This window comes from Paenibacillus elgii NBRC 100335 (genome assembly GCF_004000865.1).
Classification (GTDB): domain Bacteria; phylum Bacillota; class Bacilli; order Paenibacillales; family NBRC-103111; genus Paenibacillus_G; species Paenibacillus_G elgii.
In genome coordinates this window covers 1-22,076 of sequence record NZ_BIMB01000016.1, presented here as the reverse complement: position 1 = coordinate 22,076, position 22,076 = coordinate 1, and the positions used below count along the sequence as shown (strand labels likewise).

Here is a 22,076-nt window from a genome sequence, read left to right as displayed (position 1 = left end):
GACGCAATCGTGTGTCAACCGGTTGACATTAAGGGCACAACCGGATGCCGGCTTCTGTCCCGAAGCCACGCGCCCGCTATTTTGTTCATCGCTCGTTAAATTCCCATTCGAAAATTCACGTCGTATCCCGCTGTATGAGCGTGACCGGAAACGAATTTATCATAGAGACCTCTTCCCCTTGGAGCAGCTTTGCAATCAATTCAATGGCGCATTCGCTCATTTCCCGAATAGGCTGCCTTATGGATGTCAGGCGGGGCCATACCAAGGATGCGATTCCCACATCGTCATACCCGATAATTTTCATTTCTTGCGGGATTGTTTTCTTTAATTGATGACAAGCTTGAATGACCAAGGCAGCCAGGACGTCGCTGGTGGCAAATACTCCGTCCGCATCCGGATGCTCTTGAAAAAATCGCACAAGCTCATCCACATTTCGCTTATCGCCTAAACCGGTAAGCTCCAGCTCCAAGCTAACATGTTCGATTCCGGTATCCGTAAGCTCGTCCCTGAATCCTTGAAATCTCTTGCTCGCCAGCAATGCGGCGTGATTCGGCCCGCCTACTCCGCCAGAAATATGCGCCAGCTTGCGGCAGCCCTTGTCGATTAATAATCGGGATGCGAGTCTGCCTCCCATATAATTATCGGAAGTAACGATAGGAATATTATTGGCAACCGTACGATCAAATGAGATGATCGGCAAATTTAAATTGAGATAGTGCTTGACGTCCTGCACATTGCTTCCCATAACGATGGCGTCCACTTGATTCTTTTTCAGCATGTCGATATACTTGCGTTCTTTCGAAATATCGCGATTGGAATTGCATAGCAGCACTTTATACCCTTTTTGATCGGCATAATACTCAAGCTGATAAACCAGCTCGCTAAAAAAAGGATGAGCTACTGTAGGAATAATCAGACCGATCATATTCGATTTTTTTCTAAACAAAGAACGAGCCATTTCATTCGGCTGATAATTTAGCTCCTTCATTGCCTGAGCTACCTTATCCCGTGTCGCTTGGCTGATATATCCCCGGTTATTGAGCACGCGGGAGACCGTTGTTACCGAAACCCCTGCTTTCGCAGCTACATCTTCGATTTTAGGCATAGATGCACACCTTAACTTTTTTAAGGCAATTATACACTTTTTTTATCGCATTTTCAGCCTCGAAAGCGGACGGGGATTTTATTTCAGGGCCCCCTCCGTAATTCCTTTGACGATCTGTTTTTGAAGAAAAAGATATAAAATCAGCACCGGTATAATCGTCATAACCAATCCTGCCATCAAGGGACCGTAATCAACGGAGTAAGACGAGAAAAAAGAAAACGTAGAGAGAGGCAGCGTTCTCTGTTCCGGCGACAGCAAAACCAGGCTGGGCAACAAATAATCGTTCCAAATCCAGAGCACATCCAAAACGATTAGCGTTACGAAAACCGGTCTCAGCAGCGGCAAAATAATCTGGAAAAACGTTCGCAGCCTTGAGCTCCCCTCAATAAAAGCCGATTCTTCCAATTCATAAGGAATCCCTTTGATGAACCCGTGGAACGTAAATACGCCGAACGGTACACCAAACCCGAGATACATAAACAGCAAAGTTGCTTTCATATTCAACAGGTCCAGCTTTCCGTACAACATGACCAGCGGGATCATGATGACCTGGAACGGAAGCGCCATGGATGCCAGCATGATAAAAAATAGTATGGCGTTTAGCTTCCATTTGAAGCGAACGAACAAATAACCTGTCATTGACGAGAAAATAAGAATGATGAAAACGGCAACCGCCGTAATAACGAGAGAATTCAGAAATCCTTGCATAAAGTCCATACTTTTATACGCGCTGATATAGTTTCCGAAAAGCAGGGCTTTAGGGGGAGACAAAGGATTTTCCACAAACTGCTGTGTCTTTTTGAAAGAATTCATGACGACCAGTAAAAAGGGAGTTAAAAATACGAATAAAAGAATATACAGCAATGCTGATTTGATTTGTGAGGTTGATTGCCCGGCACGGTTCATGATTCGACCTCCAGTTTCTTCAGCAGGTAGGATTGAGTAAGCGCAAGCAACGCTATGACGGCAAACAAGACAACCGCTTCGGCCTGGCCCATTCCAAATTGATTAGACAGAAACGCTTTTTGAACGATATGGTACGAGGCCATCTCGGTCGAATGGAACGGTCCGCCTTTGGTTAAAGCCAGATTTATATCATAAGCTAAAAATGACCGCGAAATGGAAATGAAAATGCTTATGACGATTGCGGGAATCGAAAGCGGCAAAATGATTCTGCGAAGTATCGTAGCGTTGTTCGCTCCATCCATACTGGCGGCTTCCAATACGTCATTAGGAACACCCGAGAAGCCGGCTATATAAATGAGCATAAGATAACCGACCAATTGCCAAGCCGTTGCAATGACAAGCGCCCAAAAGGCCGTATCCGTATCGGTCAGCCAAGACGATTGAAACAGGGACCATCCGTATTTATTGCCCAGATACGGCAATACTTGCGAGAATAGAGTCTGCCATAAATAACCCAGTACGATTCCGCCGATCAAATTCGGTGTAAAAAATCCCGTCCGAAGCCATTTCTCCCCTTTCACACCTCTAGTCAACGCCAGCGCGATGAAGAAAGCCACGATATTGGAGATCAATACGGTACATAACGCATATTTGACGGTAAACCATAATTGGGTAAGAAATACGTTATCATGAAACACCTTTGCGTAATTAGTCAAACCAATGAATGAACTGCTGGTCGTTCGTACATCCCAATTCGTAAACGTCAAATATAATCCAACCAGAAACGGGATCAGGACAACAGCAGCAAACGCAAAAATGGAAGGAGCCCCAAATAGCAAAAATATTCCTGCATTCCTTATAAATATGTTTTTCTTCATGATGCCGCACCCTTTACAACCAGGATTTTAAATTCCTTTATTTCCCGGAATATGATTTCCAATACATTTGAACTTCATCCGCCAGTCCCTTGCGATCGATCTTTCCTACCAAATATTTTTGCATAGACGCTCCCGTCTTCGACCACCAGTCTGTCGGAAGATAGTTAATGACTCCGATATTAATAACTTGTCCTTGATCTACATATTTGGTTACGGCATCGGATATCACATTCGTACCCTTTACCTTTACCTCCTTGTAAGGCATGGAGAGACCCATTTTGTTAACGATCGCCGATTGCCCCTGCTCGCTTGTCACCATCCATTCGATGAACGCTTTGGCCGCATTTTGCTGCTCGGGAGTAGACCCCGATTTATCAACAGCCAACAACTTCGGTTCGCTATAGGCTACTTGCGTATTGCCGTAGTCCGTCGGATTATTGCTAATCGGCACCGGAATCATGCCAAACTCTTTGTCTCGTCCTTCTAACGTTCCGATGACAGACCAAGTCCAATCTCCCATGAAGTAGAACGCCGTGTTGCCTTTTGCGAAATCCCCGCTGTCTTTCATGTAGTCTGCAACAAGTGGGTCATTTTTTCTCGCATTGTATTTCTTCAACAAGTCGAAGGTATCCATCAATCCGCTAAATTGAGGATTGTTCGCCAATTGGATATCGCCCTTTTTCAGGCTCTCTACGAATTTGCGGTTCTCATCCACGTTTTTCGATGGCAATGAATAGGCCAATCCCAGATAGTGAGCGCCCAAGGACCAATCCGCTCCGTGAATCATCACCGGAGCCTTGCCGGAGGCTTCAATTTTCTTAAACAACGCTTCCAAGTCATTGCGGGTTTTCACAGAGGCCGGATCAAAGGTTCCCCCGATCGCCTCTTCTACAACTCTTTTGTTATATAGCAAGCCGTATCCCTGGGCAGTCCATGGAACGCCAAGGAATTTTCCGTCCAGCAGAGCTCCGTCAACCGCTCCTTGCTTCGTTAGCTTTTCGTATTTCGCTTTCTCCGACTCCAGGTCCGCAAACTTGTCTTTAAATTGTAAAATGGTTGCCGGGTCAAGATTGGCGATCGTGGCCGGGCTGCCGGAAGCTAATAACGATTGAAATTTCTCCAGCTGTCCTCCGCCGATTGGCGTCGGAATCAATTCTATGCTCACATTGGGATTCAGCTCATGATACGTTTTAAACAGGTCCTCAAATACATTGTTTACTTCGGCTGAAGTATTAAAGAAAGTGATCTTAACGTCTTTGGTCTGTTTGGTCGCTTCCGCCGAAGGGCTTGAAGTCTCGTTTTTGGAGCAAGCTGCCAATGAAGAAAGCAATAAAACAGAACAAATTCCCAATGTAATGCTCTTTTTAATTTTCAAAATTTTTCCCCCTAACTATCGTTTTTGAATGCGCATTCATCCTTGTTTCACATTTATGATAACCGGTTGTCATATCGTATGTCAACCGGTTATCATATTTTTTCTGCGATGCAAAAAAAGATTGGGCTTCCATTCAAATTAAATTCAATAAAATGATCCCCATCAAGGCTGCTCCGGCAGGATCAAATTCCGCTCCAGGATCAGCATCAATTGTTCCACCATTTCCTTAGGAGTGTAAGGCATCGATTGAACAATCCACCATTCCACCAGACCGGCGACCGCGGCAGCCAGAAATTGGACGAGGATTTCCCGGTTTAGGCCCGGGCTGAGGCCGCAGCTTTTGATATGCTCCTCGATGCCCCGCTCCATCATCGCGATCATCCGCTTTCGGAAGGCTGGTATCCCCTTGCTCGTTATGAGCGTGGAGTAGATGGAGGCGTGACGCTCCAAAAATTCGAACGTGCGAAGCAGTAAAGCATTTGCAGCCACTATGCTTGGGTCCCCGTCAGGCATGCAGCTTTCATATAATAACTGCAAGTACGTCTCGATGCACTGGTCTAGCAGATCGTACTTATCCGTAAAGTGCAAATAGACGGTCCCCCGGTTTACATTTGCCCGGTCCGCGATTGCGTGAATCGTGATCTTCTCAAAGCTTTGCTCCTCCATTAGCCCGACAAAAGCTTCCATAATGGCCTGCCTCGTTTTTATAATTCGTCTGTCCATAGCTCTGTCTCCCCGCTTATTTATAAACAATCCGAGCGCATTTGTTGAATACTCAACAAAATCAAAAATATTACCGATTGATCCGGTGTTTCGCCGGATGCTATCGTAATTGTAATCAACAAACGTTATTTATACAACAAATGTTCATTAAACATGAAAGCGAGGATTGCAGCATGAGAGTATTGGTTTATGGCGCAGGTGTCATAGGCAGTTATTTGGTCCATGTTCTTGTACGCGGGGGCAACGATGTGACCGTATTGGCCAGAGGGAACCGGGCGGAGGAGCTGGAGAAGGAGGGGCTTGTCATCCGCCATTATTTTCAGCGGAGAACGACGGTGGATCCGGTGCGCGTCATCCGGACGCTGGAAGCGGGCGATATCTACGATCTCATCTTTGTCGTCATGAAATATACGGATTTCCAGGCGGTACTGCCTATCCTGGCCAACAATCGAAGCAGCAATATCGTTCTTGTGGGAAATAATACGGATGCCCATGATATGCAAAATTACCTAATGGAACATAGCGATACGCACAAAAATATCGCCTTCGGTTTCCAAATCAGCGCCGGGAGCAGAGAAAACGGGCGGACCGTCTGTATCCGAGGCGGCGTGCAAATGGTGCTCGGCGGATTGAACGGTCCGATTCTCTTTAAGGCCGTTCTAGACCAAGCGTTTGCGAAAACCAAATACAAGCTTGTCTATCACGACGATATAGACGCTTGGCTGAAGAACCATATTGTGCCCATTTTAGCGCTGGGCTTTGTAACGATTATCCATGAGCGCCAAATGACAAAAATCGCCAGAGATGATAAGCTGCTGCGGCAAATGATTGCGGCCATGGACGAAGCCTTCCGCGTGCTGGAAGCCCAGGGTTATCCCCTAACACCGGCCGAGCAAGCTTCATTGATCCGCAAACACCCAACGCTACTGCGGCTGCTTCTAAAAATATACCATATCCTTCCGTTCAGCCGGCTGGTCGACGGTTCTCCTTACGAAATCGCCGCTTTAAACCGTGTGTTTCGCGATTGGAAAGAACGGTCCAATGTCCCCACTCCAAATTGGGATGTGCTGGAAGAGCGGTTTAATGCCAGCTATCCGTTCATTCATTAACAAAATCGCCCAACAACAAACAAAGGTTCCAGCCGCATGAGCTGAAACCTTTGTTAATACGGATGCGGTCGAGAGGACTCGAACCTCCACGGCTGTTACACCACTAGAACCTGAATCTAGCGCGTCTGCCAATTCCGCCACGACCGCATATTTCGCTGCGATTCGACCAATTTCGAACCGACAAATGGAATTATATAACGGGTATTGGGACATGTCAAGCGTTAGATTTGCTATTCTTCGTTGTCGCGGATCTTGGTTTCAAGTCCATGTTGACAAGAAAGATGCCTGATCCGATGCACAGACCGCCTGCAATGATCGAAGGGTGCAGCGGTTCCCCCAATACGCTCCAGCCCGTTAACACCCCGAAAAAAGGAGCCAAAAATAAAAACGCGCTCGTTTTTCCCGGATCGCTTCTCTGCAGCACGTAATACCAGACCGCAAACTGTACAATGGAAGACAGTACGCTTAGCCACAGCAAAATCGCCAAGGAGTGGCCGTTGACAATAAAGAACGGCCGTTCAAGAACCAAGCTGGCCAATAAGAGCAGCAAGCCCCCGAAGAGCATTTGATAAGCAGATAAAACCCATGAGTCGATACTCCCTCCCCACCGTTTGACCAGTAAGGTCGACACTGCCCAGCATACTGAGGAGAGCAAGCCGAAGAGCAGGCCGATTTTGACTTCCAGCTGCGTTCCCAATGTTATAGCTACACCGGTTAGCCCCAGCAGAACACCTGCCCATTGATAAGGCTTATACCGAATCTTAAGCAAAATCGTCCCCAGGATGACCACAAGCAGCGGATTCGTAAACGTCAGAATGGACGACTGGCTGGCCGTAATGGTTCGGAGACTCAAAAAAATGCAGCCCATGACCCCTGCCGTTTGAAATGCCCCGATAACCAGCATCCTGATCCAGACGCGCTTGGAATTCGGATGTGGCCTTCGGAACCCGATAACAAAGACCGCCATAAGGATTCCAGCCAGAATGAAGCGATATCCGGCCAATAACAAAGGAGACGAGTAAGCCAGTCCCAATTTCCCTACAGTGAAAGAAGAACCCATTAAAAAAGTTGTTAAAACGATCAACGCCACAAATTTGATTGCATGCATACAGCGATATCCCCCTTCGTTTACTTTGATTCGCGGAAGCGTCATCCTTTGTCATTGTAAACGAAGAATATTTCGTTCTTCATCGAAGTATGGAATGCATTTCTACAATAATTCTGGGATAGCACTGCAAAGCCCAACCATGATTCATGTTTACGCCCGCTTGTCCGTCCGCAAATATTCGTCCGTGATGCGTTCGATATACGCCATCGTCTCCTCATCGAGACCAAGCACCTTCTCGCGGCCGCCAGGTTCCGGACGAATCCATTCCCAATATTTCTCCAATACATCCTCTCGATTTCCGAACCATTGTCCCTCGATTTCCAGCAGTCGTTCGGCTAACCGTCTCGAAGCGGGAGAATCCGGCGGCTCCCCGAGGTGGCCGTGAATGTCGCGCAGTAAGCTAATCCATTCGTCTGCCCGCGGGTCGTTCTCCTCGAGCCTCGGCAACGATTCGATAATCGGCAATTCATCAGGAGTGAACCGTTTCATCCGGTTAGCCCGCTGAACGGACTCTGCTGTCGTTTCGGTCTGTCCCGACTGAAGCACATAGATAAACAAGAGCAATTCTTCCGTCGGCACGTCGTTTCGCAGCTCGATCGTACGCAAGGTCGTTTGAAGCATGCGTTCGAGCAGATCGAGCCGATTTTTTTCTTTGCGGATCGTTTCCATTTGCAGGCGAATCGCGTGCGTCCATCGTTCCGTACGGGAGCGGCCGGCCTCTTCTTCAAGCACGCGCCGGATTTGCGGCAGCGTAAAACCTAGCTGCTTCAATGTAGCAATATGATGAAGCTTCATGACGTCTTCATGGCTATAGTACCGGTAGCCGGCTTCCGATACGAAGGAGGGCTTCAGTACGCCCAGTTCATTGTAATATCGCAGCGTCCGGATGGAGATGCCCGCTTCCTTGGCCAATTGTCCGATTCTGTACACTTCTCTTAGGCAAAAACATAAACGCACCGTACATTTTCACACGCACATTCAAGTTAAAGGGATATCAAATTTCATCGGCTCAAATTTACCGAAATTATCTCCATGAAAATCACTAAGGTTTAACGAGGTTCATTTTCGGCGGGATATACCCGAGTTGCCTGCCCATTTTTACAATTTGTCCTCTATGATGAAATTCGTGGGTGATGGTGTGCGTAAAAAGCCATAATTCGGTTAACTCTACGCTGTCACTCTGCCAGGATGCTTGAATGGTAGGATCCCATTTGTTTTTAAATTCATTCAGAAATTCAAGAACCAAGGCATCCGTTTTCTTAAAAACTTCACGCATTTCCTGTACATTGTCAACGGATTCCGGTTTTACTTTGGGAAGCGATTTACCAAGGGCACGACTCCCCAACCAAACCCGATAACAATCGGCTACATGAGCATGCAGACTGCGAATAGAAACTCCGCCTAAGCTCTCAAGTTCTTTAACATAATCTGTGGGGGACATCGTTTCGCAATAACGAAATAATGATTCCCTCGTGCGTTGGATCAAATCATACTGGCTTTCGAATACATCCATCTTCTCACTTTCCTTTTGGTAATAAGGTTTAAAAACTTTCATCCGTAATATCCGCATTGACCACAGCTGCAGCTTTATTTCCTTCTCCAGCAAATCATCCCCGGCGAGAGCCGCTAGCCGACGGATGGATCATTCATTGGGTTTTCTGCCAAGCTTCCCGATTTAATTCTCCATTTATTGCTGCCGCAGCTAAAGCCCCCGATGCGGCTGCGGCAATGGATTGATGCATTAGTGAAGACGCGTCACCCGCTGCGTAAATGCCAGGGACACTGGATTTTCCAAATTCGTCGACTGCAATCACCCCCGTATCCGATATGCGGCAGCCAAGGGACTGCGGCAAATCCGTTCCCGGAACCAGTTCCGACTTGAAGAAGATTCCCGTGCACGGAATTTCTGTCCCATCCTCAAGCACAACATGGTTCACCATGCCTTCGCTGGATAAAATGGCACGAATGGGCGTATCGAATAGCGGAATATGATGATCCCGCAATTCATCGCGTTCAGCCTCGCTCAATTCATCGGGGCCATTCGTGCAAACAACAAACCGCTTCGTCCACCCCGACAACAATGGAGCAAAATGCATGAGTGCCGCTCCTCTGCTAATGACAACTAGCGGCTCATCCCTTAATTCCCAACCATCGCAATACGGGCAAACAAACGCGCTCTTCCCGTAAACCTCGGCCAATCCCGGAATCCCAAGCTCGCGATCCTTCATGCCAACGGCAAACAACAGCTTTTTGCTGGCGATCTTCATCCCTGTGGCCGTCTCCAGCAAGAAATACCCGTCCTCACCCGTGATCGACACAACGGTATCTTCCGCTTGGGAAACCGAAGGATAGACGCGCAGCTGCTCCTTCGCAATACGTCGGAATTCACCCGGGCTGATTCCGTCCCGCGTCAAAAACCCGTGCGCCTCCCGGGTCACGGCATTGCGAGGACGTCCCTCATCAATGACAATCGTCTGCTTCCTCGCGCGTCCCAGTATAAGTCCGGCGCTCAAACCGGCGGGACCTCCCCCGATAATCACTACATCCACTTTGTTCATGATTGTTTAACCCTCCTCGTTAGTGCTCCGATAGGTGAACTTCGCTTCATGAAAAGAGAGAAGACGAAACCTACAATCCCAACAACAATAGCAATATCAAAAACATGTTGTATACCTGCTGTCAAAGCAAGCGCCACGTTTGCTGAGTCCGCCTGGTCTGCCGTTTGCTTCAAAAAGCTGCTCATGCCCACAGACATGATACTTACCGCAACCGACGCCGATGTACCGCATTATGCTGTCCTTCTGTCGCCACTGCTTGCATATTCTCAGTTCTCCCAGTTATCTTTAATTGACTTAAAAAAGAAGTGTTATGTAACTATATTCAGCCTTCTAACAATATCGATCTATAATATCCATAATTAATGCACAAGAAGCGTATCACTTCTTGTCTGCTTCATAGTCGCAACGCTTGAAAGCCTCATCCAGTACGGACTGGATCGTGCGTTCTCGCAAGTATTGGTGCAAATGCTGTTCCGCGCCATTCATCACTTTCGCAACCAAACATTCGCACTTTCCTTGACGTTTCTGATCCCGTACAGTCCCCTCTTCAGCTAACAATAGATGCTGCCGTGAATTCGAATTCGAGCATTCGAACAGTTGCTGTCTTCCTTCAATCACTTGAATAACATCAAGAAAAGTAATCTGTTCGGCTGGCCGTGCAAGCTCGTAACCGCCGTTCACCCCCGGCACAGCGCGTACGATTCCATCCTGCCTCAACTTGGACATGATTTTGGATAAATAACTTTCTGAAACACCAAGTGTCGCAGATAATTCCTTGATTCCGATGTTGTTAGGATGCTCCGATTGACCCAAATGTATCAAGGCGTGCAGGGCGTAATCTGTACTTTTAGAGAATTGCATGTCTTCCTCCTCCCTTCATATAATCGTTATTAAAATGGACCTACGATATCCACAATAAACGATTTGACAACGTTTTGCAATGATAAAACAAACTTAATCCTAAATATACTATGCAATAGCACCGCCTCAGCAGGTTTAAAGGTTTGAAAGCTTCTTGCGGTCCCACTAAAAAAAATTAAAAAACCCTTCCTAGGAAGGGTTCATAATCGGGTATGATGCGGTCGAGAGGACTCGAACCTCCACGGGGGGTTAGCCCACACGGACCTGAACCGTGCGCGTCTGCCAATTCCGCCACGACCGCATATTTCCTTGCCTTGACTGGTTGCCCGAAAGCAGCTCTTTCAAGGGGACAAGGAGTATCATATCATCGTTCAAGTCCGAAGTCAAACATTTTATGCATCATATTTTTTTACAAATCATATTATGATACAATTTGTATTAATAATCCATATAAAGTTACATTTTGTATCTAATTCCATAGGAAACCAGGTGATTTCCCTTGAAACGATGGAAGCTCTACACGCTTGCCGTTATCGTATTCGCAGGGGCTGGTCTCGGGCTATTGTATCGTGATTTGGAGCCCTCCCGCCATTTTGAAATGAAAACGCATCCGGTTGTTGCCACGCCCTCTGCTGCCACCTCCACAGATCCTCCGAGCCATTCTCAGTCTCTACCGAACGACCCGTTAGCTGTCGAAGCTTCAACCGCTTTAGCTTCTCCCCCACCCGACAAGCCGGTTCCTCCCGCATACCTGAACGAATCAACCGCCTTTAACGCTCTAATACTCGGATTGGACACGACGAGCGGCCAAACCGCCCGTACGGACGTCATTCTTCTCGCTCATGTCATTCCCGCCGAGAAAAAGGTCAATCTCATTTCCGTTCCACGGGATACCCGAGTCCCGCTGCCCGGGATCGGCTTAACGAAAATAAACCACGCGCATTTCATGGCTGAAATGGATGGCGGAAAGAACGCGGGAACCGAAGCGGCGATTCAAGCCGTCAGCGACTTGCTGCAGATTCCGGTTCATTATTACGTGAAGACGAACTTTTCCGGATTCGTCACCTTTATCGATACGATCGGAGGCATCGACGTAGACATTCCCAAAGACATGTGGCTGTCCATGACCCGAACGCCGTTGGAAGCGGGAAACCGGCATTTGGACGGGGTAACCGCGCTGGCTTACGTCCGGGAACGGTATTCGCTGGAGGACGGCGACTTCGGAAGACAGACGGACCACATGAAGGTGATGCGCGCCGTCGTACAGAAGCTGCTGGCGCCGGAGAAAATAACCGAGCTTCCGGGGCTTCTGAAGCAGGCCAAAAAGGAGCTGGCCGACACGAACTTGACCGACAGCGATCTTCTCAGCCTCGCCTGGCTGTTCAAGGGCATGAGAGGCCAGGATATCAAATATATGCAAATTCCCGGCAAATCCGTCGTAGCAGCCGATCCGCTTGTTCGCTCTCCTCTCTGGTACTGGGAGCCCGATAAGGAACGGCTGAAGGAGCTAGTCCGCGAAAATCTGCGCTAAAGCAGCGGACATGCGAAGCGGGAAAGGGTTTCCTTAATCGGCCAGCCATTTGCGCACAAGCCATATGATTACCACCCATATCGGCAGCGTCAGGACGATGCCGATCACGGTTCCTTTCAATGCCGAGCCTTGCTTCAAATGGCACCGCCTCCCAAGGGGTATGGTAGAACCCATTGTATGCCGCATCGCGGCAGATCATGACTTGTCCGGCTGCATGACATGTTTTTTCCGTTGCGCCATATACTTTCCTACAGGAGGGATCGATCTTATGGTGCTGCTGCAGATCTTGGGAGGCATTTTGCTCGCTTTGGCGCTGTGGGGCTTGCTGAAGCTGACGCTCAAGGCGCTGCTGTGGGTTGCTGGCGGCGCTTTTCTTCTGGGAATCGTATTCCCCGGCCTGCTGCTTTTGCTGGGCAGCCTTGTGTTCGTCACGATCAGTCTTCTCGCGACGCTTGGCCTGCTGCTGTTGTTGTCCGCCTTCCGGTCATGATGCGGCGGTCAAATCGTCAGCCTTCCTCATAGGCCCGGACCGCCCGCTCGGCCCAGCGTTTAAGCTCCTCCGCGCTTTCCTGCCGTGGAACGTGGAACAAATGCGTATCTGCGCCATGTCCTTCTTTATTCCGCAGCCATACCTCGCCTGATGCCCCTCCGCTTTCCGAGCGTATCCGCAGCAAATAATACGGCTGCAGCAACAGCTCGGCTTCTTCAAACGGCTGATCCTGATCCATCATCTTCCCCCTCTCATTTCACGATGTTGTTACCTTAACCGAATCCGGACGGACTCATACCAGACCCTCCCATTCGCTTCAGGCACTGCGCTGCGGACCGCTTCGTTGCCTCGTAGACCGTTCGCCCGACCGCATAGCCTAACCTGGTCGCCGTTCCCGCATACCGGTACGCTTCGCCTTGCTGCGTCGCTGCAATAAGGATCGCGTCGGTCGTCGTACCGGTAGCGGTCTGTCCCCCTTCTTCCAGAACGATGTTCAAATCCTGCAGAGCCGCCGTTTTCGCTTCTGTCGCCGTAATGACGGCATTGACGAACGCAGCGTCCGTCAAACGGCCTTCGATCGCCAGCACCGTATTGATCGTGCCCGGAAACAACGACGAAACGTCGCATACCTTGCCTGCTCTCGCCTTATTGCTTAACCCTGCTGTCACCCATGCACATACGTCCGTTCCCCCGGGGAGACGAAGATGCTCGTGTCCAACATCGGCCAAGCTCGCCGCCGTCAGCAGCGCTGCCGTATTTTGGGGATCAAGCCCCTTTTCCCCCATAAAAGCATTCATCTCGGCCAGCGGGTCGTCCGAGGCATATTGCTTGGGCACCTGCCGGTTCATTAAGCGGCGGAACTCCCCGAACCCTTCTCCCCACATGGAGGAATTCAGCGTCCGCAGCGGACGTTCGCTCTCGATCAGGAAGTAGCTCTCATAGCCGCGGCTTGCGAAGCCGAACCGAAAACCGGCCAAGGGAACGTCCGAATAGACCAGCTCGTCCGCGTAACGGCGGGAAGCAGGCTGCTCCGGAGTCATGACGGCTCCCCCTCAAACAGCTCGATGCGCGGCTCCTGAAATGGCTGAAAATGATAGCTGCGATCCAGCTTGACGATGCGTCGGTTCTGCTTGCGGATCATGACCGTACGGTCATCCCATGCAACGACGATCCCTTTCACGTCGTTCGCCTTGTCCGCATCGCGCACGATCCGCAGCAGCGTCCCTTCAACCCGGTATTTATCCAATTGTTCGTCTGAAATCACGGTACTATCCCCATCCTTTATTCGGAAATCGTGCTTATAATTTAAGTTCGTTATGTAATAAGAATACATCATTCGGGAGATACAATAAATATAGATAACAGGATGCGGATGGGAGGATCGAATAGATCATGGAAAAGAAAACGTACTATATCGCCGTCGGAAGCGGCGAGATGCCAGAGCCGGAAGAGGCGACCGGCAACTTCAAGTTCGAAATACAAGCAACGGAAGAAGAAGTCGTCAAGCTGCAGGAAATGTTCGAGGAGCTTACCACGAACGAAGAGGATACGGCGGTGCGGGCGACGATATCTAACCGTTCGGATAAAGAGAACAACGCGGACGACTGGAACTTGACGGAAATCTACCGGATGCTGCACGAGCTCGGCACGCCGGATACGAGAAGGCATATTGAAGCGATGCATGTGTTGCCCCGGACTTAACGTCAACCGTTGTGCAATCCGCTTCCACAACAAAAGAACCTGTACTGCGGACGCAAGCCCGGTACAGGTTCGATTTATGATTAGGGACAACGTTATCCTACATGCTCTTTGGTATCGTTCGTTTCGAACCAATAATCGAGCACTTTGCTGGACATGACGCGTTTGTTGATGTAGTCCACTTGCTGCTGCGAGAATTGCTGTTCCCACTCGACATCCAGCTCTTTGCAAAGCTTTACGACGGTCAGCAGCTCGGACCAAGCCACGTAGCGTTTGTACCAAAAAAATTGAGGATGCTCAATCATATAGGGATACAGATCATCAAAATCCGTATGTTTACAATCTAGGGCACGTTCGAAGTGTACTTTCGCCTCATTCAATTTGGTCACGAAAAAATCCGCCGGAATTTCTTTCCCCATGCAAGTAGCACCTCCCCATCTTTGTCATTCACCAACTGGCCGAAGATTAAACCTCATACTTTTCAGCCTACGATCCATTATAAAGGAAAAAGCGAACAGATGGAAGGCTTCACGTCCAGAAAGCCGAGACAAATGTTGCTATTCGAACCGGATCTCTCCGCCTGCAAGCGATGCGATCTTCGCAAGCGACTCCACCCGTATGCCGGACTCGCGGATCGTGCGTCCGCCGGCTTGAAACGATTTTTCCACGGCGACTCCAAGACCGAGCAGTGTGGCTCCCGAACGGCGAATGATCCGGATCAGCCCCCGTGCCGCATCGCCATTGGCGATAAAATCGTCGATCAGCACGACGCGGTCTTTTTCGTCCAGAAACTCCTTCGAGACCAGAATGTCGGTGACAATGCCTTTCGTAAACGATGGCACGCGCTCGCAGTACGTTTCCGTCTCGGTGTTGAGCGACTTTTTGCGCCGGGCGAATACGAGCGGTACGTTCAATTCCTGTGCGGCTGCGAATGCGATCGGTATGCCGGACGATTCGATCGTTAAAATTTTCGTCACGTTCTCGTCGCGATACAAACGCGCGAACTCCCGTCCCATGGCCGTCGTCAGTGCCGGATCGACCGCATGGTTCAGAATCGCATCCAGCTTGATCACCTCATCCGACAGGATCACGCCCACTTCCCTGATTTTTTGTTTTAATAATTCCATTCTCCACGCCTCCGCTCTTTCATTTCCCTGTTCCCGTAAAACTTAACATAACGGCAAAGTAGGTTTCAAGTACCATCTTTTACGGAATTGGAAACAAAGATGCAACTTTTTGCTTCGAAACATCGTCTAATGGGTATAACATAAGAAAGAATGTCTACCCGAACGAAAACGAAGCTTTGAAAATGAAATTCCCGCATTTTCATAGCAAACGGCGGGGATTTGGGCATTTTTACTCTTTGTGAAGAGGCCGGGGTACACGGTATGATTTAAAGAGGTTACAGCCAAATTGTAACACGGAAAGGAAGCTCATGATGAACAGAAAGAAAGCCTTCATCGGAATCTTGTCCGTTATAATGATCATGATGATGGTAACAACGGGGTGCAAACCGAAACAAACGGCGGCGCCTGCCCAGCCGAATGAAACGGCTCCGCCAACGACGACCGTTACGCCGACGGAAACATCTTTGCCTCAGAACGAGTCGATCACGAATCCGTCTGTCCCTACTCCTGCGACGCCGGCGGGAAATCAGGCCGATAAAGTATCGCTCGCAAGCGCCGACAAGGGTGACAAGGACAAAGCGGAAGGCGAGCAGACTCCTCCGGCAACGAAGCCCAATGCGCAGACGAAGCCGAAGATCGAAATCAAGTCGCCGTATACGCAGGCCAAGCCGACCTTGCTGGGCTTGACGCTCAAAACGAGCGCTGCGGAAATTACAGAGAAATTCGGCAAGCCGAAAGAGCAGTTCGTCATGGAGGATGACACCGATCCGATTACGGTGTACGATTACACCGATTTCCTCGTCGGCTTCGACAAGCAGAATCAGCTGCATTTTGTCGATGTCCGAAGCGCCGACGTCAATCCGGGCCTGAACGGCCTCAAGCTCGGCGATCCGGTTGATGAGGTAACCAAAGCGCTCGGCAAGCCGGATTCGAACACCAGCTTCGTTCTTACATATAAGGCGACTGGAGCCGTTCTGAAGCTGGATATCGATCCGAAATCGCAGAAGGTCAATTCCATCAAATTGTTCGCGGAATAGCATCGTATGCAAAAAACCTTGACAGGAGCTTCCTGTCAAGGTTTTTTCATGTTCGGGTTATGGCCCGCTTGCGGTGCCGCCAATAAAAATAACCGATGATGACGACAAGTGCGACAAGGATCGCGATCGTGATTCCCATATATCTGTGAGCCACCGCAATGATATGCGGAGCATTGATTCCGATGACGTGTCCCAGAGTAAGAAACGACAAGCACCAAATTAAGCCCCCCGTTCCCGCGTAAAGGAGATACCGCCAAAATCCGACATTGCTGACGCCGGCCAAATAACATGTAAAGTGCCGTACCCCCGGCACGTAGTAGCCAAAAGTGACCGCCCACATGCCATACTTGTGAAACCAGCCCTCGGCTACGCCCAGCCTTTCGGGCGTTAGCTTGACCCATTTTCCGTATTTGTAAAGAAACGGCTTGCCCACGGTCCGACCTAAAAAATAACTGATCAGCATGCCTGTCATGGACCCGCTAAAGCAGACGGCAAGCGAAGTGCCGTAATCAAGCAGCGGATTTTGTCCTACCGTAAGCGAGCCCACGGTCGTCATTAATATTTCATCCGGCACAGGAATGCCGACAATGCCGAGCGCAAGCAAACCATAAAGAGCAATATACCCGTATTGATCAATCATCTGCAAAAGATGCTCCACCTTCACACGCTCCAGCCAAATAATTTCAGATCATGCCGATGTCGGTCGAAACCTTTATTCATTGTATCAGAATTCGTCCGTTAACCCAAGAACAAGCTTTCCTCCAGACAGCTTGGCACGTCCGGCGCAAACAAAAAGTCATGAGGCTTGGCCCCTTCTCATACGTTGTATCATAGAAGGAAGCCGTCTGGAAAGGGGGACTTGCGAGAGAATGAAAAAATGGGGAAGCATTCTGCAGGTCAGCTTCACCTATGTAGGCACCGTTGTTGGCGCCGGGTTCGCGACCGGGCAGGAAATTATCCAATTCTTCACCCGCTATGGCTGGATGGCGACCTTCACTATCGGCGTCGCCAGCGCCTTGTTTATATGGCTGGGCATCAAGCTGATGCTGCTGGCCCACGATACCCGCGCCAAGTCTTACGAAGATCTTAACAGGCTGTTATTCGGAAACACCGTCGGTAACGGTGTCAGCTTGTTCACGTTGGTGGCTTTGTTCGGCGTATCAACGGTCATGCTGGCCGGGGCGGGATCGGTTTTCGCCGAGCATTTGAATCTGCCTCTTCAGTCGGGGCTGCTTTTTACCCTGCTGCTGGCTTATGCCCTTCTTGTCCGGGGGATGAAGGCGATCATGGCCGTAAACTCCGTTATCGTTCCGCTCATGATTGGCTTCAGCTGCGTTGCCGTATGGATTACGTGGGACACGCCCGGGGCCGGCAATTGGCTTCACATGGAATCGGATTTTTCCGCCCAGCGCATTTGGTTCTCCCCACTCCTCTACGCGGCCTTCAACCTGACCATGGCGCAAGCGGTGCTCGTACCGCTCGGAGCTCAAATCCAGGACCGGTCGGTGCTGTATTGGGGAGGCGTCTGGGGAGGCATCGGTATCGGGGCCATGCTCCTGGCCGGCCATTATGCATTGTCCGCCCAAATGCCGGGGATCACGCAGTTCGACATCCCGATGGGGCACCTGATTCACGGACTCGGCCCGCTCCTGCAGCTTCCGTTCATTCTGGTGATCTACGGAGAAATTTTCACAACCTTGCTGGCTGACGTTTACGGCTTGGCGCTGCAGATCGAGCAGCGGAGCTCCGTGTCTTACCAGATCATCGTGCCGCTCCTTCTTGCGCTCTGCTATGTGGTGAGTCACATCGGCTTCAAAACGCTGCTCTCGTCGCTCTACCCGTTACTGGGCCTGCTCAGCATGGCCTGGATGGTCCTGATGATCTGGCGCAGGCAACGGCCGTTCGGAACGAATTGACGCAATCGTCAGCGCGAGCCGGACGATCATCATAATCATACCCGCCAGCGTAAAGACAAAACCGCACAGCAAATATGCCAAATGATAAGGCGGATATTGCTCGGCATCCCGCAGGACGGCAACCAGATCCGTAAACAAAAACAAGCTGCCGACCACAAACAATGCAAGCAGCGCATAATCGAAAAATGTCCACCGGGCTAAATGCGGGCCGGCCTGCCGGACCAAAGCAGCGGATATGGACGGCAGCTCTTCCGGGTTCGCCGTATCTTGGGCAGCAGCCTCCTCCGGGACGGCTGAAGGTGCAGCTTCGGCTTTGGCCCGCGAATAGACGGTCCAGGCCAGCAAAACGGCCGATCCCGTCACGACAAGCCCAATTGCCCCGCCGAGCCAGGCAAGCATCGTCATCAACATGTGTCAACACCTCGTCTATTTCATCTTATCGGACATACCGGGCAAGCTCGTATACCATCCATAGAAACAACCCAAACAGCACAACCGGCATCGCATATACGGCGACTTGCAGCGTCCGATAGCCCGGCGAAGGCGCCTTGCGCCACAGATAGCTGCGGTTCCACCGCTGCAAGCGGGAATCCCGGATGATGGACATGTCCGGGGAATGTCCGGATACGGCAGCCGGAGGGCGGCTTCCGTTCGGATCGATGGTGCCGCGCTTCCAGCCGATCCGGTATGTAATTTCGCGCGGTGCGCGCTCTTCAGGCTTCACCCCACGTACCTCCATTTCAAAATGGGCATGACTTTATACTTGCTTATTATATAGCTTCCTGAGAACGCATGCTATGTCATTTTGTACTCCCGTGTGAAATGATGAGCATCAAATGTTGTATACGATGTATGTAATTTTGTAAAGGGATATACTTTTGACTATGATCGTGGCAAATTATATGGTATTAAGAAAAGCTTCTTATCGAAGCCTTCTTACACGGAGGGGAGCATATGCGAAAGGTGGCAGCCGTTACAGGCGGCGCGCAAGGAATCGGCAAGGCGGTCGCTCTGGAATTCGTGAAGGCCGGTTATGAGGTGTCCGTTGCCGATACGGATAAGGAAGCGGGCATGGAACTGATGGAGCAGGTCCGCAGCCTCGGTGGCAAAGGTATGTTTCTGCCCGTGGACGTCGCGGAGGAAACCGAAGTGGAGCGATGGTTCAAGCTGATGCTGGACGATTTCGGCCGGATCGACGTGCTCGTGAACAATGCGGGAATCGGGATGAACGGCCCTATGCTGGAGCTACCGCTGGAGTCGTTCGACCGGGTGCTCAACGTAAATCTGCGCGGTACGTTCGTCTGCTCGCAGCTGGCGGGCCGGGCGATGAAGCGGCAGGGCGGCGGCGTCATTCTGAACATGGCCTCCACACGGGCGCTGATGTCGGAAGCGGGCACCGAAGCGTATTCCGCTTCCAAAGGCGGTCTGCTGGCGCTGACTCATGCAATGGCCGTCAGCCTCGGTCCGTACGGTATCCGCGTGAATGCCGTAAGCCCCGGCTGGATCGAGACCGCCGACTGGCAAAAAGCGTCCAAACGGCGCCGCCCCTTGCACAGCGAACGGGACCGACTGCAGCATCCGGCCGGACGAGTCGGAACCCCGACGGATATCGCGGCGGCGTGCCTGTATTTGGCTGGGGACGGGGCCGGTTTCGTTACGGGACAAAATCTTGTGGTCGACGGCGGCATGACCGTCAAAATGATTTACGAAGATTAAAGCACAACCAGCTTTAGAGAAACAATGCGGTAGAACTGTACATACGACGGGAGAATCAGACATCATGTGGTTTTTGTTTGCAGCCGCCTCGGCGCTTTGCTTCGGGCTGAGGGGCATCTTATATCAATGGACGTCGCAGCGCCCGATCGACCGGAACCTGCTGCTGCTGGGCGTCTATGCGTCCGGTACGCTGATTGCGCTCTTTGCGGCGGCGGTCACCGGACAAGCCTGGACGAAGCCCGTGTGGATCGGTACGCTGCTCGGGCTGTTTTCGTTCGTTTCCAACGCGGCGATGTATAAGGGGTACTCCGTCGGCAAAGCGTCGCTGGTGGCCATGTTCACCGGGCTTCCGCCGGTCGTCGTCGTATTGTTCGCGTACGTGCTGTGGGGCGAAAAGCTTAATACGGCGCAGCTCGCCGCCTTTATCGTGATCGTGGCCGGGATTTTGATGATCCGCTACTCCAACGACATTTCGCTCAAAAATTTGCAAGGCGCGCACTGGGGCGCGATTACGATGCTGTTCTTCGGCTTGACCGACCTCTCGTCCAAGCAGGCGACGCTCATCGAGGCCGCCACCTTGCCCACGCTGGCGTTGATGTACGGCACCGGTTCGCTGCTGTTTGCCGCATCTTGGCTGCTTGGCCGGAAGCAAGAAGCCTTCGTCCGGGCGGCGACCCGGATCGGGCATGAAGAAGCGGCCGCAGGGAAGGAGGAGGCGCCCGGCAGCCCGGTACGCGCGGCTGCTTCTGCGGCTGCAACCGGAAGCGGACCTGCTCCAGCGATAGCTCGTGGCTGGTCTCCCGGCCGCACTTTAATCTGGGGCATGTTCGTCGGCATAACCAACGTCTGCGGCATGATCCTGGCCATGCCGGCGTTCGCTGCGGGCGTCACCGGACTTGTCTCCGTCGTCATTGCGATGAACGTCGTACTCGTGCTCTTCTATGCCCGCTTCGGCCTGAAAGAAAAATTCAGCCGCCTCGAATCGGGCGGCCTTTTGCTTGCCTTAATCGGCATTATCGTATTACGTCTTGCGGCTTAAATGCCGGACGGATGCTGCGGAAAAACGCGAAACATACGCATCCAGCACGTGCTTGTGGCACGTAAACAGCAGCAGTTGGCGGCCCTCGGACACCATTTGCAGCAGCTCCATGCCGTATCCTAGCCGCTCATCATCGAAATTCACGAACAAATCGTCAATCACGAGCGGCAGCCGTACCCCGGACGCCGCGTATTCGTCCGCGAGCGCAAAGCGGATGCACAAGTACATCTGCTCGGCCGTCCCCCGGCTGAGCGCGGACGCATCCAGCAGCTCGCCGTTCGCCCTCTCCGCCAATACGCGCTGCTCGCCGAGCGGTGCAATCATCCGCGTGAATCGGCCAAATGTTATCTTTTCGAAGTACTTGGAAGCCCTCTGCATGACGGAGGGCTGTTTTTCGTGCTCGTACAATCGTTTCGTCTGTGCGAACAGCGTTCCGCACATGGAAACTACTGCCCAGCGCTTCATCAAACGCCTCAGCTCGGTACGGCGTTCCTCCGCCTGCTGCAGCTTGTCCGCATGATCTCCGCCTTCGGTCAGCCGTTCGATTTCGAATCGTTTGCGGCTTTTTGCCTCCCGGCATGCTTCCAGCCGCTCCCGGAGCGCATCCCGCTGTTCCGACAGACGCGTTCGCTCTTCTTCCAGCTCTCCTCCGGCGACGTTCGCAAGCCTCTCGTCGAGCGGCTTCATCCCCGCTTCCCCTACCAGCGTCCGAATCGCAAGCTCATCCTGTCTCAGCTCCCCGAGGAGCTCCTGACGGCGAAGGTATTGGCGGTGGAGATGCCGCAGCGTCTCTTCCCCGTCCGCCCGCGCGGCGTCGAGCAGCTCCCGCCGCTTCGCGGCCGTGCGCTCAAGCTGCTGCGACAGCAGCGCGGACTGGCGGCTCAGCTCGGCGTGCTGCC

General features: G+C 51.3%; 27 protein-coding genes and 2 tRNA genes. 8 read left to right on the top strand and 21 right to left on the bottom strand.

Annotation, left to right across the window (positions count from 1 at the left end):
- Positions 1-115: 115 nt before the first annotated feature.
- From PEL01S_RS14140 to PEL01S_RS14120, 5 genes are all read right to left on the bottom strand, one after another.
- Positions 116-1,105: a LacI family DNA-binding transcriptional regulator gene (locus PEL01S_RS14140; RefSeq protein ID WP_127460742.1), complete on the bottom strand. Its 990-nt coding sequence runs from the start codon at positions 1,103-1,105 to the stop codon at positions 116-118.
- A gap of 78 nt (positions 1,106-1,183) precedes the next feature.
- Entirely contained in the window at positions 1,184-2,011 is an 828-nt protein-coding gene (locus PEL01S_RS14135) for a carbohydrate ABC transporter permease (protein ID WP_127460741.1), read from the bottom strand.
- Positions 2,008-2,889, bottom strand: coding sequence for a carbohydrate ABC transporter permease (locus tag PEL01S_RS14130; protein WP_127460740.1), 882 nt, complete (start codon positions 2,887-2,889; stop codon positions 2,008-2,010). The genes PEL01S_RS14135 and PEL01S_RS14130 overlap by 4 nt, the downstream gene beginning before the upstream one ends.
- Positions 2,890-2,926: 37 nt before the next feature.
- The gene (locus PEL01S_RS14125; RefSeq protein ID WP_127460739.1) at positions 2,927-4,264 is read right to left on the bottom strand and encodes an ABC transporter substrate-binding protein; all 1,338 of its coding nucleotides are present in this window, start codon (positions 4,262-4,264) and stop codon (positions 2,927-2,929) included.
- Between the two features lie 162 nt (positions 4,265-4,426).
- The gene (locus PEL01S_RS14120) at positions 4,427-4,987 is read right to left on the bottom strand and encodes a TetR/AcrR family transcriptional regulator (RefSeq protein WP_127460738.1); all 561 of its coding nucleotides are present in this window, start codon (positions 4,985-4,987) and stop codon (positions 4,427-4,429) included.
- 173 nt (positions 4,988-5,160) lie between these two features.
- Here PEL01S_RS14120 and PEL01S_RS14115 point away from each other — a divergent pair, with 173 nt between their 5' ends.
- Complete coding sequence (locus PEL01S_RS14115) at positions 5,161-6,096, top strand: ketopantoate reductase family protein (protein ID WP_127460737.1); 936 nt, start codon at positions 5,161-5,163, stop codon at positions 6,094-6,096.
- 63 nt (positions 6,097-6,159) lie between these two features.
- Here PEL01S_RS14115 and PEL01S_RS14110 read toward each other — a convergent pair.
- The 7 genes from PEL01S_RS14110 to PEL01S_RS14080 all read right to left on the bottom strand — a co-directional run bounded on the left by PEL01S_RS14110 (position 6,160) and on the right by PEL01S_RS14080 (position 10,924).
- Positions 6,160-6,243 (bottom strand) — tRNA-Leu (locus PEL01S_RS14110).
- Positions 6,244-6,310: 67 nt separating this feature from the next.
- Positions 6,311-7,204: a DMT family transporter gene (locus PEL01S_RS14105; RefSeq protein WP_127460736.1), complete on the bottom strand. Its 894-nt coding sequence runs from the start codon at positions 7,202-7,204 to the stop codon at positions 6,311-6,313.
- A gap of 150 nt (positions 7,205-7,354) precedes the next feature.
- Entirely contained in the window at positions 7,355-8,134 is a 780-nt protein-coding gene (locus tag PEL01S_RS14100; RefSeq protein WP_163767967.1) for a MerR family transcriptional regulator, read from the bottom strand.
- 112 nt (positions 8,135-8,246) lie between these two features.
- Positions 8,247-8,717, bottom strand: a complete 471-nt coding sequence (locus tag PEL01S_RS14095; RefSeq protein WP_127460803.1) for a DinB family protein — start codon at positions 8,715-8,717, stop codon at positions 8,247-8,249.
- A gap of 133 nt (positions 8,718-8,850) precedes the next feature.
- Positions 8,851-9,762, bottom strand: a complete 912-nt coding sequence (locus PEL01S_RS14090) for an NAD(P)/FAD-dependent oxidoreductase (RefSeq protein ID WP_127460734.1) — start codon at positions 9,760-9,762, stop codon at positions 8,851-8,853.
- Positions 9,763-10,140: 378 nt separating this feature from the next.
- On the bottom strand, positions 10,141-10,623 hold the full coding sequence (locus tag PEL01S_RS14085; RefSeq protein WP_063187316.1) for an RrF2 family transcriptional regulator: 483 nt from the start codon (positions 10,621-10,623) through the stop codon (positions 10,141-10,143).
- Positions 10,624-10,839: 216 nt separating this feature from the next.
- Positions 10,840-10,924 (bottom strand) — tRNA-Leu (locus tag PEL01S_RS14080).
- Between the two features lie 198 nt (positions 10,925-11,122).
- Here PEL01S_RS14080 and PEL01S_RS14075 point away from each other — a divergent pair.
- Both PEL01S_RS14075 and PEL01S_RS14070 read left to right on the top strand, forming a co-directional pair.
- On the top strand, positions 11,123-12,154 hold the full coding sequence (locus tag PEL01S_RS14075) for an LCP family protein (RefSeq protein WP_127460733.1): 1,032 nt from the start codon (positions 11,123-11,125) through the stop codon (positions 12,152-12,154).
- Positions 12,155-12,422: 268 nt separating this feature from the next.
- Positions 12,423-12,644: a hypothetical protein gene (locus tag PEL01S_RS14070; RefSeq protein ID WP_127460732.1), complete on the top strand. Its 222-nt coding sequence runs from the start codon at positions 12,423-12,425 to the stop codon at positions 12,642-12,644.
- Between the two features lie 16 nt (positions 12,645-12,660).
- On the opposite strand, the gene PEL01S_RS14065 is transcribed toward PEL01S_RS14070, so the two are convergent.
- Genes PEL01S_RS14065 through PEL01S_RS14055 form a run of 3 tightly spaced genes read right to left on the bottom strand, consistent with a single transcriptional unit; the run spans position 12,661 to position 13,908 of the window.
- Positions 12,661-12,882 (bottom strand): DUF1387 domain-containing protein, encoded by a 222-nt coding sequence (locus PEL01S_RS14065; protein WP_218032549.1) that lies wholly within the window; start codon positions 12,880-12,882, stop codon positions 12,661-12,663.
- A 34-nt stretch (positions 12,883-12,916) separates the two neighbouring features.
- The gene (locus PEL01S_RS14060; RefSeq protein ID WP_127460730.1) at positions 12,917-13,684 is read right to left on the bottom strand and encodes an adenosylcobinamide amidohydrolase; all 768 of its coding nucleotides are present in this window, start codon (positions 13,682-13,684) and stop codon (positions 12,917-12,919) included.
- On the bottom strand, positions 13,681-13,908 hold the full coding sequence (locus PEL01S_RS14055) for a hypothetical protein (protein WP_127460729.1): 228 nt from the start codon (positions 13,906-13,908) through the stop codon (positions 13,681-13,683). The genes PEL01S_RS14060 and PEL01S_RS14055 overlap by 4 nt, the downstream gene beginning before the upstream one ends.
- 128 nt (positions 13,909-14,036) lie before the next feature.
- Between PEL01S_RS14055 and PEL01S_RS14050 the strand changes: the two genes are divergently transcribed.
- Positions 14,037-14,345: a hypothetical protein gene (locus PEL01S_RS14050; protein WP_063187306.1), complete on the top strand. Its 309-nt coding sequence runs from the start codon at positions 14,037-14,039 to the stop codon at positions 14,343-14,345.
- A gap of 92 nt (positions 14,346-14,437) precedes the next feature.
- On the opposite strand, the gene PEL01S_RS14045 is transcribed toward PEL01S_RS14050, so the two are convergent.
- Together PEL01S_RS14045 and PEL01S_RS14040 are read right to left on the bottom strand one after the other, a co-directional pair.
- The gene (locus PEL01S_RS14045) at positions 14,438-14,761 is read right to left on the bottom strand and encodes a hypothetical protein (protein WP_025849236.1); all 324 of its coding nucleotides are present in this window, start codon (positions 14,759-14,761) and stop codon (positions 14,438-14,440) included.
- A gap of 138 nt (positions 14,762-14,899) precedes the next feature.
- Positions 14,900-15,469, bottom strand: coding sequence for a xanthine phosphoribosyltransferase (locus PEL01S_RS14040; protein ID WP_127460728.1), 570 nt, complete (start codon positions 15,467-15,469; stop codon positions 14,900-14,902).
- 311 nt (positions 15,470-15,780) lie between these two features.
- Between PEL01S_RS14040 and PEL01S_RS14035 the strand changes: the two genes are divergently transcribed.
- The gene (locus PEL01S_RS14035) at positions 15,781-16,506 is read left to right on the top strand and encodes a DUF4309 domain-containing protein (protein ID WP_127460727.1); all 726 of its coding nucleotides are present in this window, start codon (positions 15,781-15,783) and stop codon (positions 16,504-16,506) included.
- A 46-nt stretch (positions 16,507-16,552) separates the two neighbouring features.
- On the opposite strand, the gene PEL01S_RS14030 is transcribed toward PEL01S_RS14035, so the two are convergent.
- Positions 16,553-17,164 (bottom strand): DedA family protein, encoded by a 612-nt coding sequence (locus PEL01S_RS14030; protein WP_127460726.1) that lies wholly within the window; start codon positions 17,162-17,164, stop codon positions 16,553-16,555.
- A 211-nt stretch (positions 17,165-17,375) separates the two neighbouring features.
- Here PEL01S_RS14030 and PEL01S_RS14025 point away from each other — a divergent pair, with 211 nt between their 5' ends.
- Entirely contained in the window at positions 17,376-18,422 is a 1,047-nt protein-coding gene (locus tag PEL01S_RS14025) for a YkvI family membrane protein (protein ID WP_108530775.1), read from the top strand.
- Here the strand turns inward: PEL01S_RS14025 and PEL01S_RS14020 are convergent.
- Positions 18,348-18,833 carry a hypothetical protein gene (locus PEL01S_RS14020; protein ID WP_239551332.1) on the bottom strand — a complete coding sequence of 162 codons (486 nt, stop codon included), beginning with the start codon at positions 18,831-18,833 and terminating at the stop codon, positions 18,348-18,350. The genes PEL01S_RS14025 and PEL01S_RS14020 overlap by 75 nt on opposite strands.
- Positions 18,834-18,858: 25 nt before the next feature.
- A complete protein-coding gene (locus PEL01S_RS14015) occupies positions 18,859-19,146 on the bottom strand; it encodes a hypothetical protein (protein WP_127460725.1) in 288 nt (95 codons plus the stop codon).
- Between the two features lie 230 nt (positions 19,147-19,376).
- Here PEL01S_RS14015 and PEL01S_RS14010 point away from each other — a divergent pair, with 230 nt between their 5' ends.
- Entirely contained in the window at positions 19,377-20,138 is a 762-nt protein-coding gene (locus PEL01S_RS14010; RefSeq protein WP_127460724.1) for a glucose 1-dehydrogenase, read from the top strand.
- A 64-nt stretch (positions 20,139-20,202) separates the two neighbouring features.
- The gene (locus PEL01S_RS14005) at positions 20,203-21,177 is read left to right on the top strand and encodes an EamA family transporter (RefSeq protein ID WP_127460723.1); all 975 of its coding nucleotides are present in this window, start codon (positions 20,203-20,205) and stop codon (positions 21,175-21,177) included.
- Here PEL01S_RS14005 and PEL01S_RS34500 read toward each other — a convergent pair.
- Positions 21,160-22,076: ATP-binding protein (locus PEL01S_RS34500; protein WP_371860703.1), on the bottom strand; the 917-nt coding region annotated here is incomplete at its 5' end. The two genes, PEL01S_RS14005 and PEL01S_RS34500, sit on opposite strands and share 18 nt — an antisense overlap.